This window comes from Pseudogemmobacter hezensis (assembly GCF_013155295.1).
In the GTDB taxonomy this organism is placed as follows: Bacteria; Pseudomonadota; Alphaproteobacteria; order Rhodobacterales; family Rhodobacteraceae; genus Pseudogemmobacter; species Pseudogemmobacter hezensis.
Genome location: NZ_JABJXT010000006.1, coordinates 75,943 through 94,595, shown reverse-complemented (window position 1 = coordinate 94,595; position 18,653 = coordinate 75,943). Strand labels below are relative to the sequence as shown.

The window sequence follows — 18,653 nt, the reverse complement described above, 5'->3', positions numbered from 1 at the left end:
CCCCGGTGAAAGCCGCCATCAGAGACGGCTGTTTCATCAGGGAAAAACGGGTGTGGCAGAGGGCTGGCATCAGCTGCAGGCCTCCGTTTTGGCGATCACGGTCTGGGTTTCCTCTTCGAGGACCAGCTTGCCCTCGGCCACCAGGTCCTGCAGGACAAAGACCGTCCAGTCATAGCCAAAGCCCAGCGGCGGCAGTTTTACCTCGGCCTCATCCTCGGTCATTTTGCAGCCATTGGCCTCGATGGCCCCGACCAGCAGCGCCTTCCAGTCGGTTCCCGGCGGAACCGCGCTTTTGTCAGCCAGAGCGGGCGCTGCGATGGCAGCAATCGCCAGGGAAAGTGAGAGGTGCCAGCGCATCAGCAGCCCAATCCTTTCAGACGGAAGGACTCGGGCGCTTCCTGGACCAGATAACCGCCGGTGATCAGCTCGACCGTGCCGGCCATGACGTCCTGATCGGTCATGTCCTGCGACAGATGGGCCTGAACCGCATCGGTATTGGCCTTGGTCAGGGTGCAGCCCTCAGCCGCGATTGCGGCGGCAAGGCCTTTGGTATGTTCGCCCAGGTCTGCCGATTGGGCGGCGGCCTGCAGCGGCATCAGGGCCGCCAGCGCCAGCGCGGGAAGAAAGCGGCTCATCGGTCCACCTCACCAAAAACGATGTCCATCGTTGCGATGATCGCCGAGATATCGGCCAGCTGGTGGCCTTTGCCCAGGTAATCCATCGCCTGCAGATGGGCATAGCCCGGCGCGCGGATCTTGGCGCGATAGGGTTTGTTGGTGCCGTCAGCCACCAGATAGACGCCAAACTCGCCCTTGGGAGCCTCAACGGCGGCATAAACCTCGCCCGCAGGCACGTGGAAGCCTTCGGTGTAAAGTTTGAAATGGTGGATCAGAGCCTCCATCGAGGTCTTCATCTCACCGCGTTTCGGCGGCGTCAGCTTGCCACGCGCCAGAACGTCGGTCCGGGCGGCGGGCTCACGCAGTTTGGTGATCGCCTGACGGATAATCTTGACGGATTCGCGCATCTCCAGCATGCGGCACAGATAGCGATCATAGCAGTCGCCATTCTTGCCAATCGGCACCTGGAAGTCGAATTCGTCATAGCATTCATAGGGTTGCGCACGACGCAGATCCCAGGCCATGCCCGAGGCCCGCACCATCACACCCGAGAACCCCCACTCCAGCGCATCCTGCTGGGTGACCGGCGCAATATCAACGGTGCGCTGTTTGAAGATCCGGTTTTCCGTGATCAGCCCGTCGATGTCGTCGATCAGTTTCGGGAAGGTCTCGGTCCAGGCCTCGATATCGTCGATCAGCTGCGGCGGCAGATCCTGATGGACGCCACCGGGGCGGAAATAGGCGGCGTGCAGACGGGCGCCGCAGGCGCGCTCATAGAACTGCATCAACTCTTCGCGGGCGGTGAAGCCCCAGAGTGGCGGCGTCAGCGCCCCGATATCCAGCGCCCCCGTGGTCACGTTCATCAGGTGGTTCAGGATCCGGCCGATTTCCGAGTAAAGCACCCGGATCAGCTGGCCACGACGCGGCACCACGGTGCCGGTCAGCTTTTCAATCGCCAGACACCAGGCATGTTCCTGGTTCATCGGCGCCACATAGTCGAGGCGGTCGAAATAGGGCAGGTTCTGCAGGAAGGTCCTGCTTTCCATCAGCTTTTCGGTGCCGCGATGCAAAAGGCCGATATGCGGATCGGCGCGTTCGACGATCTCGCCATCCAGCTCCAGCACCAGACGCAGCACGCCGTGGGCCGCAGGGTGCTGCGGGCCGAAGTTGATGTTGAAATTGCGGATACGCTGCTCTGAAGTTTCCAGATCGACAGAGCCATCATCGTAATGATTGCGGCGCATGTCCTGATTTTGCGAGCCGTCCATCATTTGGCCTCCGCTTTCTGATCACCGGGCAGAATATATTCCGCGCCCTCCCAGGGGGACATGAAATCGAACTGCCGGTATTCCTGCACCAGTTTCACAGGCTCATAGACGGTGCGCTTCTGCACCTCGTCATAGCGCAGCTCGACATAGCCGGTGGTGGGGAAGTCTTTGCGCAGCGGATGGCCGCGGAAGCCGTAATCGGTCAGGATGCGGCGCAGATCAGGGTGGCCCGAGAAGATGATCCCGAACATATCGAAGGTCTCGCGCTCATACCAGTTTGCACCGGGGTGCAGGCTGGTCAGCGAGGGCACCATTTCCTCATCGCGCACCGCAACCTTCACCCGGATGCGCTGATTGCGATACATCGAAAGCAGGTGGTAAACGACATCGAAGCGGGCCGGACGCTCGGGATGGTCAACCGCCGTGATGTCGATCAGCGTCGAGAACCGACAGCTGGCATCATCACGCAGATATTCCATCAGCGCCAGCAGATGCGCGGGCGTGACGGTCAGCGTCAGCTCGCCAAAGGCCACCGCATGCGAGAGCACCGCATCGGGCTGACGCAGGGCGATGGTGGCTCCGAGTTCTTGCAAAGCTTCCGACATCGCGCTTACCTCACCAGGGTGCCAGTGCGGCGGATCTTGCGCTGGAGCTGCAAGAGCCCGTAAAGCAGCGCCTCAGCCGTGGGCGGGCAGCCCGGAACATAGACATCCACCGGCACCACACGGTCACAGCCGCGCACCACCGAATAGCTGTAGTGATAGTAACCGCCGCCATTCGCGCAGCTGCCCATCGAGACAACATAGCGCGGCTCTGGCATCTGGTCATAGACCTTGCGCAGGGCGGGGGCCATTTTATTGGTCAGCGTGCCCGCGACGATCATCAGATCCGACTGGCGGGGCGAGGCGCGGGGCGCCATGCCGAAACGTTCCACATCGTAATGCGGCATCGACATCTGGATCATCTCGACCGCGCAGCAGGCCAGACCAAAGGTCATCCAGTGCAAGGACCCGATACGGGCCCAGTTGATCACATCCTCGGTCGAGGTCAGCAGGAAGCCTTTGTCCTGCAGATCACGCGAGAAGGCCGCGACATCGCCGTCGCGGTCCAGGCCCACGGTATTGGCTCCCGTCTGCACTTTTCCCGGCATCACTCCCATTCGAGAGCTCCCTTCTTCCATTCATAGGCGAAGCCGATGGTCAGCACGCCAAGGAAAACCATCATCGACCAGAAGGCGGTCATCGAGATCTCGCTGAACGCAAGCGCCCAAGGGAAGAGGAATGCGACCTCAAGATCGAAGATGATGAAGAGGATCGAGACCAGATAGAACCGGACATCGAATTTCATCCTGGCGTCATCGAATGCGTTGAACCCGCATTCATAGGCCGAGACCTTTTCGGGGTCCGGATTGCGTATTGCGATTACCGCTGCAGCAAGGATCAGAACAAGGCCAAGCCCCGTCACGATCACAAGCAGAATGACAATCGGAAGATACTCTCGGAGAAGCGCGTCCACGAGATGCTCCTTCAGCTGGCGTCAGCGAGCCGTGAACCCTTTTTCGGCCCACTTGCACTCATTGGTTCGCTTTACCCTTGCCCCCGCGCCGGGTCAACTGAGGCAGAGGGCTTTTCCCGGCCAATACCCCCGGCAAAGCCCTTGTTTTGCTGCATCGCATACGATTGCATACAAAAAAAATCTGTGTCGGTGCTGCATTGCGGCACCCCTCGCCGCCCCAGCGACAGAAAGCCGCAGGCAAAGGAATCACAAAAGCAGCGACCCCCCTGTATTACCATGAAAAACAGTAGGAAATTATTGCAGCAGCATTCCTGACCCTGACCGCAATTCTGTTTCGTCCTGAACGGACAGCGGTTCAGATCAGCGGCGTTACATGCCGCCCTGCCCCATCATCGGCCATGCTGCGGCCATGCTGCGGCCTGGTCTGAGGGGGGCCTGAAGGCGGTGTGCGGGCAGGTCGGCGGGCAGGTCTGCGGGTCGGCCTGCGGGCCGGCCTGCCGCCCGATTGATACCCCCGTGATCGCCCCGGTGATCTATCCGTTGATCCCCCCGCTGATCCACCCGGTGGCGCCCGGTTGCCCCCCGCGCGCGGCACGGTCATTGCCCGGGCAGCACCTGAGCAGAGCGCGGCTTCCGGGCCTGGTATGTTTTCCCGTGGCGAGCCTCTCACCTGCCCCGGGCACCGGCTTTTGCAGCGTCGGGTTCACCCCGGTTTTCGCCTGTCACTTCGCGCTGCCCGGCAGGCGTAACCTCCCGCAGGAATTTGATTACGAGCGCCCTGCCTTGCCCGCGCATCAGCTGATGTCCCAGAGCCTCAGCCGCACAGGCCTTCTTTGCTTCTGATGGCCAATGCCGCCTGCCTTTGCCGGCCAGCTGATACAGCAGATGACTGACCTGCCTGACCACGAACGCCTCAATCCGCGCTGACCGCTATCGCAACGCAAGCAGCGGGGGGCCGCGACAGGCCGCCTGCCGCCTTAGCCGACCGGTTTCATTTGGGCCCGGGAACGGCCGATCAGTCTAAGTCAATCGGCCTCAGTCGATTTCGGGCGCAGCGACATCGCCGCTGATCTCCGCCTGGGCGGTAATCAGCACCTCTTCGCGGATGATGCGGGCAATCAGCGCCACATCGGCGGGCGAGAAGGTCAGCGGCAGCCGCATGTCGATCAGCCCGGCAAGGATCCGGTCGGTGTTCGGGCAGCTCTGCCCCCCCGCATAGCGCCAATGTGGATAGCGCGAGGTGAAAGCGACCGGGTCTTTCACCCCGAACCACTTCAGCTCGACGCCCCGCGCAACAGCCCTGGACAGCAGCATGGCAATCCGCGCCTCTTCCCAATCGGGCAGCGCGAACTGGAATGAAGACCCCACATGACGCTCGACCAGGGGGCGCGGGATCAGGCGCAGGCCGGGCGTCTCTGCCAGCCCCGCCTCCATCGCGTGATAAAGCGTGGTCCAGCGGGCGCGGCGCTCTGCCAGCAGCGCGACCTGGGGGCGCAGGATCGCGGCCCGCAGATTGTCCATCCGCCCCGAGACATTGGGCACATCAAGGCGGATATCCTGATAAGCCTCAGGCCCGGGTGCGGCGCGGTGGCGGGTGTAAAGCATATAGCTGCCCGAAAGCAGCACCATCCGCGCCGCCAGGTCCGGATCATCGGTGATCAGCAGACCACCCTCGCCCGAATTCATATGCTTATAGGTCTGGGTCGAGTAGCAGGCGATCACCCCATGCCGCCCCGAGGCAATACCGTTCCATTCAGCCCCCATCGTATGGGCGCAATCCTCGATGATCTTAAGGCCAAGCCGATCACAAAGCGCCACCAGCGCCTCCATATCGCAGCTATGGCCGCGCATATGCGACAACAGCAGGATCCGCGCCCCGCTGTCCTGGGCTTTGCGGGTAAGGTCGTCGAAATCAAGCACCAGATCTTCGGTAATCTCGACAAAGACCGGGCGCCCGCCACAGGCGGCAATCGCGCCCGGCACCGGGGCCAGCGTAAAGGCATTGGTCAGAACCGGCTCGCCCGGCTGCAGCTGCAGCGCCCTGAGCGCACAGCCCATCGCATAGCCGCCCGAGGCCACGCCAAGGCAATACCGCGCCCCGGTAAAGGCGGCGAATTCCTCTTCCAGCGCTGCGGCCTCGGCGATCTCATCGCCCTGCGTGTTGTAGCGGTGCAATCGCCCATGGCGCAAAACCGCCATGGCGGCCTCGATCCCGGCCTCGGGGATCGGCTCTTGCTGGGTGAAGCTGCCCGTAAAACGCTCAGCAGATGTTGTCATAAAACTGCCCGTCATCCTGCCCGCCGTTTTGCTTTTGCTGCCGCCCCTGCGCCATTTCGGGAAATCGGCGCACCCAAGGCCCGATCAGACCTTTTGATGCGCCAGCCAGTCCATCAGCCGCGGGCGTGCGCTTACCTCACCTGCGGCGCGGGCCGCGTCCAGCACCGCCCTGACCTCGCCCAGATCAACGCTGCGGATCAGCGCCTTCACCGGGCCGATAGAGGCCGGACGCATGGAAAGCGTGCGGAACCCAAGCGCCGCCAGCGCCAGCGCCTCAACCGGCCGCCCTGCATCCTCGCCGCAAAACGACAGCGGCGTGTCTGTCTCGGCACAACGGGCGATGATCTGCCCGAGGAAATCAAGGAAGCTGATATTGAGCGTGTCATAGCGCCGCCGCACGCGCTCATTCTCGCGGTCGGCGGCGAAGAAGAACTGCTTCAGGTCATTGCCACCGACAGAGATGAAATCGACCGCCTCAAAAAAGGCCTTTGGCGCATAGGCCAGCGAGGGCGTCTCGCACATGGCGCCGATTTCCAGGCTGGATGGCACCGGATGACCCAGCGATTTCTCGCGGTGGATTTCGCGCAGGGCCTGGGCGCGGGCCTCGATGAACTCGCTGAATTCGGCGATGAAGGGGAACATCACCGTCAGGGGCCGCCCCGAAGCCGCGCGGATCAGCGCCTGCATCTGCATGCGCAAAACGCCCGGCTTATCCAGGCCAACCCGGATCGCCCGCCAGCCCATCGCGGGGTTCGGCTCGTCATTGGGCTTCATATAGGGAAGCACCTTGTCCGAGCCGATATCAAGGGTGCGGAAGGCCACGCGCCTGCCGCCTGCCGCCTCCATGACACGGGTGTACAGCGAGGCAAGCTCGGCGCGTTTGGGCATCTTGTTGCGCACAAGGAACTGCAGCTCGGTGCGGAAAAGGCCGACGCCCTCGGCGCCAGAGCCCTCAAGGCTGGGCAGATCGGCCATCAGGCCCGCATTCATATGCAGCGCGATCACCTGGCCGCATTTCGACTGCGCGGGCAGGCCCAGCAGGCTGGCATAGCGCTTTTGCGCCTCGGCCTGCATGGCGATCTTGTCGCGGAAGGCCCGGGCCACGGTTTCCTCGGGGCGCAGATGGACGATGCCCTGATCGCCATCGACCAGGATATTGTCGCCGTTCAGCGCTTCAGAGGTGATGCGTTCGGCATGGATCACCAGCGGGATCGCCAGCGCCCGCGCCACAATCGCGGCATGAGAGCCGACCGAACCCTCTTCCAGCACCACGCCTTTCAGGCGACGGCCATATTCCAGCAGTTCTGCCGGGCCGATATTGCGCGCGATCAGGATCGGATTGTCGGGCATCGCCGCCCCGGTATCGGCGCCCTGCCCGGTCAGGATCCTGAGCAAACGGTTCGAAAGGTCATCAAGATCCTGCAGGCGTTCGCGCAAGTAAGCATCGGGCACCTGTTCCAGCCGCGCCCTTGCGGCGGATTGCTCTTTTTCCACCGCGGCCTCGGCGGAAAGGCCCAGCTGGATGTCTTCTTCCATCCGCTTCAGCCAGCCGCGCGAATGGGCGAACATGCGATAGGCCTCAAGCACCTGCTTTTGCTCTTTGTCCAGCTGTTCGGCGGCCAGAAGATCGTCGATCGAGATGCGCAGCTGGCCGACCGCATCGCGGATGCGCTCGATCTCGGTCAGCGGATCATCGGCAACGGGGTTCGTCACCACGACGCGCGGCTCATGCAGCCAGACGCGGCCCTCGGCGGCCCCCTCCTGGCCGGTGGTGGCGCGAAACATCAGCGCCTGACGGTGGATCGGACGCCCGCCACCATCATCGCCCGCAAAAGCGCCCAGCTCGGTCATTTCGGCCAGCACCATGGCCACGACCTCAAGCGCGTCCAGCTCATCCTCAGAGAAAACCCGCGCCTCTTTCGACTGCACGACCAGAACGCCCAATTTCTCACCCACCCGTTGCAGGGGCACGCCGAGGAAGGAAGAGAAGATCTCTTCGCCCGTTTCCGGCATGAAACGGAACCCTTTTTCCGAGGGCGCATCGGCGGTATTGACCGGCAGGCCCGTGCGCGCAACCCGGCCCACCAGCCCCTCACCCAGCCGCATGCGGGTCTGGTGAACGGCGGATTTCTTCAGCCCCTCGGTGGCGAACAGCTCAAGCGTTTCCTCATCGCGGAAAAGATAGATCGAACAAACCTCGGTCGCCATCGAATCGGAGATCAGATGGGTGATGCGGTCCAGCCGATCCTGGCCCTTGCCAGGCATGGCCAGCACATCACGCAGGCGACGCAAGAGCCTGCGGCTTTCGCTTTCTGTCCGTTCGGCGGGCATGATCGGGGCGCGACCTCCGTTGATAGACTGATCCCGGGCCAGTTCCCTCCCCTTAGACCACAGGAACAGGGGAAGGGAAACGGCTGGCTTACGCCGCAGCGCGGCAATCAGGAAGCTTGCCCATTCTGCGGGCAGATCAGTGGCCGTTGACGGGCGGCAGGCAGGGATGGCTGCGTTGTTTTGAGCCCTTAGCCGCCGGTCGCGCCTTCCATACGGGAAGAAAAAGGCGTGCACATGCTGGGGCCCGCCGCAAAATTGCCATACGCAATTGTCAGGTTTTGGGATGTGTGCTTCCCCTTAGTATCATCTACGAGAATCCGGATGCCTTTATTCCTTCGGGCTATTCCTTTGTCGCTCCTTACCTTTTGGCGTTATCTGCTGGCGCTGCCGTTTCTTGTGATCGCGTCAGCCATTCTGCTGATGCTGTCCTTTATCCCACTGCTCGGCACGCTGATGCCCGGTGCATTTGCTGCCGGTTTCACCCTGGTCGGGCTGCGCTGCGCGCTAGCCGCGCGGGGTTATCCCCGGGTGTGGCAAGGAAACGGACTGTTTACGCTCGCGCTGGCCTATAGTGCAATTATGCTGCTCGGCGGCCTGATCGCAGGCTATGCGCAACAAATCATGCAATGGGCCATGGCCATTTCGGGTTTCGTGCCGGATCGGGAAGCCATATTGCGTGAAGCTGGACGGCTGGGTCCCGCCGGTATCACGATCTGGGTTGTTGCCATCCTGCCAAAAATGGTGCTGGCCACTGTGCTTATTGTGCCGATGACTGCCGCAGCCGCGGCTCGTGACTGGCGTAATGGCGGGCTTCTGTTCGGCCTGGGTGCCGGTACGTTTGGTCTTATGGTGCCGCTACTGGCCTGGGCGATCCTGGGCAATATCTGGGCATTCTTCGGCGAAATCACGAACCTCACGCTGCTCCTCGCCTCGGGTATCTCCCAACTGGTTCGGGTGGGGAACGCCAGTCTCGACCTGCTGTCCAACACCTATTTCATGGCCAGTTTTGTCGGCATGGCCTGGGCGTCAAGCTGGTTCTTCACCACCGCAGTGCTGTATTGGGAACGGGCGGTGAAGCGCCACCACGTCGGCAAGCCCGACCGAGTGGGGGCAGAACGTGTAAGCAGCGATGATATTCGTGCATTGAGACTGTCTAGAGAATAGCAACGCGCCAGGGGTTAGGGCATCGTATCCGCACAGCTGCGAACGTCCGCTTTGTCCGCATAGCTGCCATTCGAGGGTTAACCTTTCATTGCCAACCACTCGTTACGCAGAAGGCCATAAATGAGCATATCACACAGCCCCTTGTGCGTCACTTCGTGCTGGCGCAGGTAACCTTCCCGGACAAAACCCAGGCGTTCGATGAGTCTCACCGATGCTTGGTTTTCAGCATCGATTTCCACATAGAGTCGGCGATAATCAGCCTCAGAGAAGAGGTGATCTATCAACTGAGACATGCACTCCGTCGCAACGCCATGTCCCTGCCGATCTGCTACGGTGATGTAGCCGAGCTCAAGCACCCCCTCGTCTCGCCCGGGGAAGGCGACGTAGCGGCCTGCAAGACTGCCATCTGCCTTGTCTATGGCCACCCATGTTCGGCCGGGCCATCCGCTGTCAGTGAGCCAATCAGCCAAGCCATCCAATGAGGAAAAATGCGGCTGCGACATATATCGGCACTGGGCTTCGCCAGAAAACGTCCCATAAAGAGCGACGGCATCAGAGCGCGTAAGCGCACGCATTGTGAAACGCGTTGTGTTGAACGTCTCAGTTTGAAGTCTCGGCGCCATGTATCCAATCCTGTCTCTGCTCTTGTGGCCGCGCCATACTCGAACGGATTGATGCGCCCAAGGTGAATCGTGCAGGGTGACCGCTTTGTCCGCATAGCTGACGCTCAGAACAGGGTATCCGTAAATAAAAACGCCCCGACACTGCGGGGCGTTTCAGGAATGAGACCCGTGATCAGGCCTTTTCCAGCTCAAAGGCGTCGTGCAGCGCCTGCACGGCCAGTTCCATATATTTGCGGTCGATCAGCACCGAGATCTTGATCTCAGAAGTGGCGATCACCTTGATATTGATCCCCTCGGCCGCAAGCGCGCTGAAGGTGCGGGCCGCGACGCCTGCATGGCTGCGCATCCCGATACCAACCACCGAGACCTTGGCCACCTCGGTGTCGATGATCAGCTCGTCATAATTGATCTCGCCACGCGCCTTCGCGTCTTCCATCGCCTTTTTGGCCCGCTCGACCTGGCCCACCGGGCAGGAGAAGGTCATATCGGTCACCGCGCCGGCGTGACGCTCGTCATAGTCTTTTTCCGAGATGTTCTGGACGATCATGTCCACATTGACCCCGGCCTCGGCCAGCGGCCCAAAGATCGCCTGGGCGACGCCAGGACGGTCTTCGATGGTGAACAGCGTGATCTTGGCTTCTTCGCGCGAAAAAGCCACGCCGCTTACGACTTTCGATTCCATGATTTCCTCCTCGTCACAGACCAGGGTTCCAGAGTTCTCGTCGGTATCCTCGAACGAGGAAAGCACCCGCAGGCGCACCTTATAGCGCATCGCCAGCTCGACCGAGCGGGTCTGCAGCACCTTCGCGCCCAGAGAGGCCAGTTCCAGCATCTCTTCAAAGGCGATTTTGTCCAGCTTGCGGGCCTTGTTCGAGACGCGCGGGTCGGTGGTATAGACGCCGTCGACATCGGTATAGATATCGCAGCGCTCGGCCCCGAAGGCCGCCGCAAAGGCCACGGCGGTGGTGTCGGACCCGCCCCGGCCCAGCGTGGTGATCCGCCCCTCGGGGCTGATCCCCTGGAAGCCCGCGACGACCGCGACTTTGAACCCTTCGGCGAATTTCGCATCGAGGTTTTCGCGCGGGATCGAGACGAAACGCGCGGCTGAATGCGCCGAGGTGGTGTTGATCGGCACCTGCCAACCCTGCCAGGATCGTGCGGGCACGCCCATCTCCTGCAGGCGCAGCGCCATCAGCCCGGCAGTGACATTCTCACCGCTGGCGACAACCGCGTCATATTCACGCGCATCATAAAGCTTCGAGGTGCCCTCGACCCAGCCGACCAGTTCATTGGTCTTGCCCGACATCGCACTGACGATGACGATCACGTCATAGCCACGCTCGACCTCTTTTTGCACCTTTTTCGCGGCATTTGCGATACGGTCGAGATCGGCGACGGATGTGCCCCCGAATTTCATTACCAGAAGCGGCATCGTAACCCCCCCGAGGCCCTGTTTGGAGGCCCTGTCAGGCCTGTCCCGATGGTGGGGCCGTAACCCCGCCAAAATCGCGGTTTTCCTAGCCTCCGCGCAACCAGGGCGCAAGGGGCTGGCGCGATTTCCCGCAGAGAATTGTCAGCCCCCTCGGGAAGGCCCGATCTTTTGGCGGCTGCGCCCCTCTCCCGCCTGCAGCGCCACAAGCTGCGCTCTGGTCGCGCCAGCCTGCCCTGCGGTCGCACCAACTTGCCCTGGGCGGGGTTGGGCGCTATTTCTGCGGCAACGAAAATGGCCGCTGGCAGCCTGTCACGACACCCTGGGGCCAGCCCTCGGATCAGATCCTGACCGGAGAGCTGGGCGGGCTGCGGATCGCCTTCCTGCCGCGTCATGGGCGGGGCCATGTTCACAGCCCCTCTTCCGTGCCCTACCGCGCCAATATCGACGCGCTGAAGCGGATCGGCTGCACCGATCTGCTGGCGGTCTCGGCGGTGGGCTCGCTGCGCGAGGATCTGACACCGGGGCAATTCGTGCTGGTCGATCAGCTCATCGACCGCACCTTCGCCCGCGACAAAAGCTTTTTCGGCCAGGGGATGGTGGCGCACCTGGGCTTTGCCCATCCGACCTGCGCCCGGCTTGGCGGCCTGGTGACCCGCGCCGCAGAGGCGGCCGGTATCCACGTGCACCAGGGCGCGACCTATCTGGCGATGGAGGGGCCGCAGTTCTCAACCCTGGCTGAAAGCCGCCTTTACCGCAGCTGGGGGACCGATCTGATCGGCATGACCGCCATGCCAGAGGCGAAACTGGCCCGCGAGGCAGAGCTTTGCTATGCCAGCCTTGCCATGGTGACCGATTATGACTGCTGGCACCCGGACCATGACGCGGTCGATGTCGCGGCGGTGATTGCCGTTCTGGCGGCAAATGCCGACAAGGCCCGCGCCGTGATTGCCGCCCTGCCCGCGACTTTGACCACGCCTCAGGCTGCGCCCCTGACAGCCGCAGGTGGCACGCGCCTGCCCTGCCCCTGTGGCTGCGACAGGGCACTGGACACGGCGCTGGTAACGGCGCCCTCGAAACGTGATCCGGCGGTTCTGGCAAAGCTGGATGCCGTCGCCGGACGCCTGCTCTGAGCCCGCCCAGACCTCTGTTCCCCTTACCCCTCCGGAAAGATCCGAAATGTCAAAGACCGTCCGTGACTATATCCGCACCATCGTCGATTTCCCGCATGAAGGGATCCTGTTTCGGGATGTGACCACGCTTTTCGCCGATCCGCGCGGCTTTCGCATGTGCATCGACCAGCTGCTTGCGCCTTATGCCGGAATGCGCATTGACAAGGTGGTGGGGCTTGAGGCGCGGGGCTTCATCCTGGGCGGCGCGGTGGCGCATCAGCTGTCAACGGGCTTTGTGCCGGTGCGCAAAAAGGGCAAGCTTCCTGGCCAGACGATTTCCCAGGCCTATAGCCTCGAATATGGCGAAGCGGTGGTCGAGATCCACGAGGATGCCCTGAGCGCGGGCGAGCGGGTGCTGCTGGTCGATGACCTGCTGGCCACGGGCGGCACCGCCGCCGCCGGGATCTCGCTGATCGAGAAGCTGGGGGCCCAGATCATCGGCTGCGCCTTTGTCGTCGATCTGCCGGATCTGGGCGGGCGGCGTAAGCTTGAGGCGCTCGGGATGGATGTTCATTGCCTTTGCGCCTTTGAGGGGCTGTAAGCCGCGCCTATAGCGGCAGCACCGCGCCGGGGTTCAGGATGCCGTTCGGATCAAGCGCCGTCTTGATCCGGCGCATCGCGTCCAGCCGCGCCGGATCGCCAAAGCGCTGCAGATCGGCGGTTTTCAGACGCCCGATGCCATGTTCAGCAGAAACCGAGCCATCCAGGGCATCGACCATCTCATGCACCAGGTCCGACATCTCACCCGCCTGCGCCGCATATTCGCCCCGGTCGCGCCCCTTCGCGGGGAAGAGGTTGAAATGCAGATTGCCGTCGCCCAGATGGCCGAAACAGTTGATCCTGATATCGGCCAGCGCTCGCAGCCGCGCCCCCGCCTCTTCGATAAAGCCGGGGATTGCGCCCAGCGGCAGCGAGACATCATGGCTGGAGATCGAGCCCACCCGCCGATTGGCATCCGGGATCGTCTCGCGCAGCGCCCAGAGGTGATCGGCCTGCGCCTCTGAGGCGGAAATCACCCCGTCCTGCACCAGATCCAGCTCTGCCGCCTGGGCATAAAGCCCGGCCATCGCCGCTTCGGCATCCATCGCCGCAGGCAGGCCCAGTTCGATCAGCACCAGCCAGTCGGGCAAGGGATCAAAGGGGGCTTTCAGATCGAACCCACCCTCGGCCAGAAAGTCAAAGCCCATGCGCGACATCAGCTCGAACCCCGAGATCAGCCCGCCCAGTTCCGCCTCAGCCAGGCGCAAAAGCTGCTGCGCCGCGGCAGGGGAAGCAACCGCCAGCAAAGCGACAACCCGTTTCTTCGGGTTCGGAAAAAGACGCAGACTGGCGGCCGTTATCACCGCAAGCGTGCCCTCAGAGCCCAGGATCAGATTGCGCAGATCATAGCCGGTATTGTCTTTGCGCAGCCGCTTCAGCCCGTGGATGATCTCGCCGCTGGCCAGAACCGCCTCGATGCCCAGACAAAGCTCGCGCGCATTGCCATAGCGCAGCACCTGGGTGCCACCTGCATTGGTCGCCAGATTGCCACCGATCGTCGCGCTGCCTTCCGAGGCCAGCGACAGCGGGAAGAGCCGCCCCTCCGCCTGTGCGGCCTGACGCACGGCGGCAAGCGTCATCCCCGCCTCAACACAGATTGTGTTTTCCTCTGGCCAGATGCCCCGCATCTCAGTCATCTTTTCGAGAGACAGGATCAGGGGCAGCGGGCCTTCAGCCATAACCTGTCCCGCGACCAGCCCGGTGCCGCCCCCCCAGGTGACAACCGGCACCCGGGCGGCATTGCAGGCGGACAGGATGACAGAAACCTCAGCTGTGTTGCGCGGCAGGGCCAGCGGCCCGGGGCGGCCCGGCCATTTTCCGCGCGGCTCTGTCAGATGGCGCGGCTCTGCCTCTGCCAGGCGTCCGGCAGGCAAATCGCGCTGCAAAACCTGTAGAAAGCCATCATCCACCGCGTTCAGCATGGTCATTTTCCTTTTCGCATCCACCGGGTGCAAGCCGATTTCTTGCAAGAAATCGGAGCGGAGTTTTGCAAAACTCCGCGCTGCCTCAGGCCGGTCCCACATCGGTTCTGCCACGGCGATCGGCGCGCAGACAGGAATAAAGCACATGATTGCGCCAGCGTCCGTTGATCTGCAGATAGGCCTGGGCGACCCCTTCATATTTGAACCCGGTCTTTTCCAGAACCCCGCGCGATGCCAGGTTTTCCGGCAGACAGGCAGCCTCAATCCGGCTCAGATCCATGCGGGTAAAGGCGTAATGCACGACCGCCAGGATCGCCTCACGCATATAGCCCTGACGTGCGAAAGCCTCGCCCACCCAATAGCCCAGCGTTCCCGCCTGAGAGGGCCCGCGCCGGATATTGTCGAGCGTGATCGAGCCGATCACCCGCTGATCGTCGCGCCGCACCATCATCAGTGGCAGTGCTGTTCCCGAGGCCTCGGCCCGTTTCGCCCAATAGACACGGCCTGAGAAATTGCGCCGCGAGAGATGCTGGTCAGACCAGACCGGCTCCCATGGTTTGAGAAAACCCTCACTGGCCGCCCTGACCTCGGCCCATTGCCGCCAGTCGTCATGCGTCGGCAGCCGCAGCGTCAGTCGCTGGGTCTCGATCCTGACCCTGCGCGTCAGGCCAAGCATTATGCCTTCATCCCCGCCATGATCGCCGCCACCGAAGGGGCACGGCTGACCGGGCCATAGACCGCCAGCGCCGCCGGACGGGTCAGGATCAGCGCCGCCTGCTCGCGCACGTCGACAAGCGTTACCGCCTCGATCTTGCCCACCGCCTCATCGAGATCGGGCACCCGGCCCCAGATCGCCAGCAGCCGCGCATTGCGCTCGGCGCGCGACGAGGCACTTTCCAGGCCCATAACCAGCCCCGCCGTCAGCTGCGCACGGGCGCGGGCGACCTCGGCCTCGGACATATCTGCGGCTGATCGCTTCAGCTCGGCCACGGTCAGCTCGGCCAGCTCGCCGATCTCGGCAGAAGATGTGCCGGCATAGATGGTGACATGGCCGGTGTCTTCATAGGCTGCAGGCTGGGCATGGATCGAATAGCAAAGCCCGCGCTCTTCGCGGATCTTCTGGAACAGACGCGAGGACATGCCGCCCCCCATCGCCGTCGTCCAGACCTGCGAGGCCCAGATGCCGGGATCGCGGTAAGAGGGCGCCTCAAGGTTCAGCGCGAAATGCGCCTGTTCGAGGTCTTTCTCTTCACGCCGCTCACCGGCGGTGAACTGTGCCTTCTCGGCCGTCAGTTGGCCCACGGGTTTCAGCCCGCCGAAAAGCGCCTCGGCCTGGGCGATGATCTCGGCCGCATTCACCCCGCCAGCCGCCGAAAGGATCATCCGGTCGGGGCCGTAATGGCGGGCAACGAAGGCCAGAAAATCGTCGCGCCCGAAGGCCGCGACTCGCTCTTCGGGGCCAAGGATGGTGCGGCCAAAGGCCTGGCCCGGATAGCTGGCCTCATGCAGCCAGTCGAAGATGATATCATCGGGCGTGTCATTCGACTGCCCGATTTCCTGCAAGATCACATGGCGCTCTGTCTCGATATCTTCAGGGCTGAATACGGGGTTCAGCACGATATCGGCGATCACGTCCAGCGCCCGCGGCACATCAACCGACAGGCAGCGCGCGTAATAGGCGGTCATCTCACGCGAGGTATAGGCGTTGATATAGCCGCCGACATCCTCGATCTCTTCGGCGATCTGCAGAGCGCTGCGCCGGGGCGTGCCTTTAAATGCCATATGTTCCAGAAAATGCGCCACGCCATTCTCGGCCAGCGCCTCATGCCGCCCGCCAACACCGACCCAGATCCCGATCGAGGCCGATTTGAAAGCGGGCATGGTTTCGATGACAATGCGGAAACCATTGGCGAGAGTATGTATCTGAACGGTCAAATCCTGCTCCGGCGACAGAAACGGTGATCCCTGCCTCATACATCCGGCGACGGACAGGCGAAAGAGTGTGATTTGCGACCGGAGCCTGTCTCGCCGGGCTGCCACCTGACGAAGGGACTGGCGCGCAGCGTTGCCCGCGCCAGCCGCAACGGGTTACTTGCCGGCCAGCCGCTCACGCACCAGCGTTTTCAGGGCCGCCAAGTCGTTCGGAACGCGGGTCACACGTTCGTCCCGTGAGAAAAGATCCGCCATCCGCGCCGGCAGATCGGGGCGGATACCGCTGGCGCGTTCCACCGCATCAGGGAATTTCGCCGGATGCGCGGTCGCAAGCGTCACCATCATGCCCTGGCCCGCCTGCTCTTTGGCCACCTTCACCGCCACGGCGGAATGCGGGCACAACAGCTCGCCCGTCAGGCGGTATTCGTCGGCGATGGCCGCAAGCGTCTCTTCCTCTGAGGCGCGGCCCGAGAGGAAGGTTTCACGCAGGCGCGACAGGGCGGGTTCGGGGATCGTAAAGCCGCCCGACTGTTTCAGCCCGTCCATCAGTGCCTGCACCGCCGCCCCGTCACGGCCAAGCGCATCAAAAAGCGCCCGCTCGAAATTCGATGAGACCTGGATATCCATCGAGGGGCTGATCGAGGGATCAACGCCCGTGGTGCGATATTCGCCGGTTTTCAGCGCCCGGTCGAGAATGTCATTCTGGTTGGTGGCGATCACCAGGCGGTCAATCGGCAGGCCCATGCGCTTGGCGATGTAACCTGCGAAAATATCACCGAAATTCCCGGTGGGCACAGTGAAGGAAACCGCGCGGTCGGGCGCGCCGACCGACAGCCCTGCGTGGAAGAAATAGACAACCTGCGCCAGAACCCGCGCCCAGTTGATCGAGTTCACCCCGGCAAGACGCACCCCGTCGCGGAACTCAAAATCGTTGAACATGTCTTTCAGGCGGGCCTGGGCGTCATCGAAATCGCCCTCAATCGCCAGGGCGTGGACATTGGCCTCGACTGGCGTCGTCATCTGGCGGCGCTGCACATCCGAGACGCGGCCATGCGGGAACAGAATGAAGACATCGACATTGGAAAGGCCCCGGAAGGCCTCGATCGCGGCCGAGCCGGTATCGCCCGAGGTCGCGCCGACGATGGTGATCCGCTCGCCGGTTTTGGCCAGCGCTGCCTGCATCATCTGGCCGATGATCTGCATGGCAAAATCTTTGAAGGCAAGCGTCGGGCCGTGGAACAGCTCCATCAGGAAGTGATCCGGCCCCAGCTGCACCAGCGGCGCCCGCGCGATATGGCCAAAGCCCTGATAGGCCTTTGCGATCAGCCCGCGAAACTCTTCATCGGCAAAGAAATCGCCGATAAAGGGCTTCATCACCCGGAAGGCCAGCTCTTCATAGGACAGGCCGCGCAGCGCGGCGATCTGATCTTTCGTGAATTCGGGCACCGTTTCGGGGACGTAAAGGCCGCCGTCACGGGCAAGCCCCGTCATCATCGCTTCGCCGAAACCCAAGACCGGCGCCTGGCCGCGTGTCGAAATATATCGCATGATTTCCGTCCTTCAGACCCTGCGCGTCCTGATACGCCAGAGCCAGTAGATTGTCATCCCTGCCCAGACAAGGGCCAGACCGAACCAGGTGACCGAATAGCCCAGATGATCGTTGCGAAAAGCCGCCGTCGCGGGCTGGGCGGTGATGCCGTCGCCGGTATCCTCGCGGGCGATCACCATCACCGGCTCGGTCTGCAGCTGTGCGGCCATCGCGGTCACATCGCGGCCAAACCACATATTGGCGGCGATATCGGGCGCGGGCGTGGATGAGGTCACATCATCGGGCCAGTTCAGATTGCCTGTAACGCTGGCCGGATGGCCGGGGCGCGGGGTATTGCGGGCGGTTTCGCGGACATAGCCGCGATCAACCAGAATGCGGCGCCCGTCATCGGTTTCAAAGGCGGTGATGATCAGAAAGCCTGGCCCCTGCTCGCGGGTTGAGGTCAGGACATGGGCCTCGGCGTCCGTGAAGCGGCCGCTGACGGTGACGGGGCGGTAGCGGTCCTTTTCCGGGTCGGGGTTCGGCGGCAGCGGAACGGCAGGGGATGTGATCATCTGATCAGCGGCGGCGATCAGCCCCTCTTTCCATTCCAGCCGCTCCAGCTGCCAAAAGCCCAGCCGCATCAGGTATCCGGTGCCGCAAAGGCCGATCACAATGGCGAAAAGAATTTGCCGCATCAGAGTCTCTTAATGGATGAAGGGGCGGAAGAGAGGGCCAAAGAACCAGCCGCCAGACTGCCGGCCCCGTGTGGTGAAGGCCAATGGTGACGGACCTGTGGTGACCGCCCTGTGGTGACCGCCCTCTGGTGACGGCCC

The 18,653-nt window shown here is 62.8% G+C and carries 18 protein-coding genes; 3 read left to right on the top strand and 15 right to left on the bottom strand.

The features are described from left to right. Nucleotides 1-69 precede the first annotated feature (69 nt). From HOY34_RS08475 to ptsP, 8 genes are all read right to left on the bottom strand, one after another. The gene (locus HOY34_RS08475) at nt 70-357 is read right to left on the bottom strand and encodes a hypothetical protein (protein ID WP_172361813.1); all 288 of its coding nucleotides are present in this window, start codon (nt 355-357) and stop codon (nt 70-72) included. Beyond that, a complete protein-coding gene (locus HOY34_RS08470; protein WP_172361811.1) occupies nt 357-635 on the bottom strand; it encodes a hypothetical protein in 279 nt (92 codons plus the stop codon). The genes HOY34_RS08475 and HOY34_RS08470 overlap by 1 nt, the downstream gene beginning before the upstream one ends. Continuing rightward, the gene (locus HOY34_RS08465) at nt 632-1,888 is read right to left on the bottom strand and encodes an NADH-quinone oxidoreductase subunit D (RefSeq protein ID WP_172361809.1); all 1,257 of its coding nucleotides are present in this window, start codon (nt 1,886-1,888) and stop codon (nt 632-634) included. Before HOY34_RS08465 ends, HOY34_RS08470 begins: the two co-directional genes overlap by 4 nt. Continuing rightward, on the bottom strand, nt 1,885-2,490 hold the full coding sequence (locus tag HOY34_RS08460) for an NADH-quinone oxidoreductase subunit C (RefSeq protein ID WP_172361807.1): 606 nt from the start codon (nt 2,488-2,490) through the stop codon (nt 1,885-1,887). The genes HOY34_RS08465 and HOY34_RS08460 overlap by 4 nt, the downstream gene beginning before the upstream one ends. A gap of 5 nt (nt 2,491-2,495) precedes the next feature. Beyond that, nucleotides 2,496-3,044 carry a NuoB/complex I 20 kDa subunit family protein gene (locus HOY34_RS08455; protein WP_172361806.1) on the bottom strand — a complete coding sequence of 183 codons (549 nt, stop codon included), beginning with the start codon at nt 3,042-3,044 and terminating at the stop codon, nt 2,496-2,498. Next, a complete protein-coding gene (locus HOY34_RS08450; protein WP_172361804.1) occupies nt 3,035-3,400 on the bottom strand; it encodes an NADH-quinone oxidoreductase subunit A in 366 nt (121 codons plus the stop codon). Before HOY34_RS08450 ends, HOY34_RS08455 begins: the two co-directional genes overlap by 10 nt. A 1,035-nt stretch (nt 3,401-4,435) precedes the next feature. After that, nucleotides 4,436-5,677: a DegT/DnrJ/EryC1/StrS family aminotransferase gene (locus HOY34_RS08445; RefSeq protein WP_172361802.1), complete on the bottom strand. Its 1,242-nt coding sequence runs from the start codon at nt 5,675-5,677 to the stop codon at nt 4,436-4,438. An 84-nt stretch (nt 5,678-5,761) separates the two neighbouring features. Then, nucleotides 5,762-8,008: a phosphoenolpyruvate--protein phosphotransferase gene (gene ptsP / locus HOY34_RS08440; protein WP_172361800.1), complete on the bottom strand. Its 2,247-nt coding sequence runs from the start codon at nt 8,006-8,008 to the stop codon at nt 5,762-5,764. Between the two features lie 321 nt (nt 8,009-8,329). On the opposite strand from ptsP, the gene HOY34_RS08435 reads away from it, so the two are divergent. Then, a complete protein-coding gene (locus tag HOY34_RS08435) occupies nt 8,330-9,172 on the top strand; it encodes a hypothetical protein (protein ID WP_172361798.1) in 843 nt (280 codons plus the stop codon). Nucleotides 9,173-9,249: 77 nt separating this feature from the next. Here HOY34_RS08435 and HOY34_RS08430 read toward each other — a convergent pair whose 3' ends face one another. Beyond that, nucleotides 9,250-9,795 carry a GNAT family N-acetyltransferase gene (locus tag HOY34_RS08430; RefSeq protein WP_172361796.1) on the bottom strand — a complete coding sequence of 182 codons (546 nt, stop codon included), beginning with the start codon at nt 9,793-9,795 and terminating at the stop codon, nt 9,250-9,252. Nucleotides 9,796-9,967: 172 nt separating this feature from the next. Continuing rightward, nucleotides 9,968-11,227 (bottom strand): aspartate kinase, encoded by a 1,260-nt coding sequence (locus HOY34_RS08425; RefSeq protein ID WP_172361794.1) that lies wholly within the window; start codon nt 11,225-11,227, stop codon nt 9,968-9,970. 233 nt (nt 11,228-11,460) lie between these two features. Between HOY34_RS08425 and HOY34_RS08420 the strand changes: the two genes are divergently transcribed. Continuing rightward, entirely contained in the window at nt 11,461-12,357 is an 897-nt protein-coding gene (locus tag HOY34_RS08420) for an S-methyl-5'-thioadenosine phosphorylase (RefSeq protein WP_172362053.1), read from the top strand. A gap of 46 nt (nt 12,358-12,403) precedes the next feature. Further along, nucleotides 12,404-12,937 carry an adenine phosphoribosyltransferase gene (locus HOY34_RS08415; protein ID WP_172361793.1) on the top strand — a complete coding sequence of 178 codons (534 nt, stop codon included), beginning with the start codon at nt 12,404-12,406 and terminating at the stop codon, nt 12,935-12,937. A 7-nt stretch (nt 12,938-12,944) separates the two neighbouring features. Here the strand turns inward: HOY34_RS08415 and HOY34_RS08410 are convergent, their stop codons facing one another. From HOY34_RS08410 to HOY34_RS08390, 5 genes are all read right to left on the bottom strand, one after another. After that, entirely contained in the window at nt 12,945-14,357 is a 1,413-nt protein-coding gene (locus tag HOY34_RS08410; RefSeq protein ID WP_172362051.1) for an FAD-binding oxidoreductase, read from the bottom strand. Nucleotides 14,358-14,442: 85 nt separating this feature from the next. Further along, complete coding sequence (locus tag HOY34_RS08405) at nt 14,443-15,033, bottom strand: GNAT family N-acetyltransferase (protein WP_172361791.1); 591 nt, start codon at nt 15,031-15,033, stop codon at nt 14,443-14,445. After that, complete coding sequence (locus HOY34_RS08400) at nt 15,033-16,292, bottom strand: M16 family metallopeptidase (RefSeq protein ID WP_172361789.1); 1,260 nt, start codon at nt 16,290-16,292, stop codon at nt 15,033-15,035. Before HOY34_RS08400 ends, HOY34_RS08405 begins: the two co-directional genes overlap by 1 nt. A gap of 153 nt (nt 16,293-16,445) precedes the next feature. After that, nucleotides 16,446-17,837 carry a threonine synthase gene (gene thrC, locus HOY34_RS08395; RefSeq protein ID WP_172361787.1) on the bottom strand — a complete coding sequence of 464 codons (1,392 nt, stop codon included), beginning with the start codon at nt 17,835-17,837 and terminating at the stop codon, nt 16,446-16,448. A 12-nt stretch (nt 17,838-17,849) separates the two neighbouring features. Further along, on the bottom strand, nt 17,850-18,515 hold the full coding sequence (locus HOY34_RS08390) for an SURF1 family protein (RefSeq protein WP_172361785.1): 666 nt from the start codon (nt 18,513-18,515) through the stop codon (nt 17,850-17,852). Between the last annotated feature and the right edge of the window lie 138 nt (nt 18,516-18,653).

Bases quoted from the DNA above. Each gene is read 5' to 3' on its own strand.
- HOY34_RS08415 (WP_172361793.1), top strand. From the start codon at position 12,404: ATGTCAAAGACCGTCCGTGACTATATCCGCACCATCGTCGATTTCCCG.
- HOY34_RS08475 (WP_172361813.1), bottom strand. From the start codon at position 357: ATGCGCTGGCACCTCTCACTTTCCCTGGCGATTGCTGCCATCGCAGCG.
- HOY34_RS08470 (WP_172361811.1), bottom strand. From the start codon at position 635: ATGAGCCGCTTTCTTCCCGCGCTGGCGCTGGCGGCCCTGATGCCGCTG.
- HOY34_RS08455 (WP_172361806.1), bottom strand. From the start codon at position 3,044: ATGGGAGTGATGCCGGGAAAAGTGCAGACGGGAGCCAATACCGTGGGC.
- HOY34_RS08390 (WP_172361785.1), bottom strand. From the start codon at position 18,515: ATGCGGCAAATTCTTTTCGCCATTGTGATCGGCCTTTGCGGCACCGGA.
- HOY34_RS08460 (WP_172361807.1), bottom strand. From the start codon at position 2,490: ATGTCGGAAGCTTTGCAAGAACTCGGAGCCACCATCGCCCTGCGTCAG.
- HOY34_RS08435 (WP_172361798.1), top strand. From the start codon at position 8,330: ATGCCTTTATTCCTTCGGGCTATTCCTTTGTCGCTCCTTACCTTTTGG.
- HOY34_RS08405 (WP_172361791.1), bottom strand. From the start codon at position 15,033: ATGCTTGGCCTGACGCGCAGGGTCAGGATCGAGACCCAGCGACTGACG.
- HOY34_RS08410 (WP_172362051.1), bottom strand. From the start codon at position 14,357: ATGCTGAACGCGGTGGATGATGGCTTTCTACAGGTTTTGCAGCGCGAT.
- HOY34_RS08430 (WP_172361796.1), bottom strand. From the start codon at position 9,795: ATGGCGCCGAGACTTCAAACTGAGACGTTCAACACAACGCGTTTCACA.
- ptsP (WP_172361800.1), bottom strand. From the start codon at position 8,008: ATGCCCGCCGAACGGACAGAAAGCGAAAGCCGCAGGCTCTTGCGTCGC.
- thrC (WP_172361787.1), bottom strand. From the start codon at position 17,837: ATGCGATATATTTCGACACGCGGCCAGGCGCCGGTCTTGGGTTTCGGC.
- HOY34_RS08425 (WP_172361794.1), bottom strand. From the start codon at position 11,227: ATGCCGCTTCTGGTAATGAAATTCGGGGGCACATCCGTCGCCGATCTC.
- HOY34_RS08445 (WP_172361802.1), bottom strand. From the start codon at position 5,677: ATGACAACATCTGCTGAGCGTTTTACGGGCAGCTTCACCCAGCAAGAG.
- HOY34_RS08465 (WP_172361809.1), bottom strand. From the start codon at position 1,888: ATGATGGACGGCTCGCAAAATCAGGACATGCGCCGCAATCATTACGAT.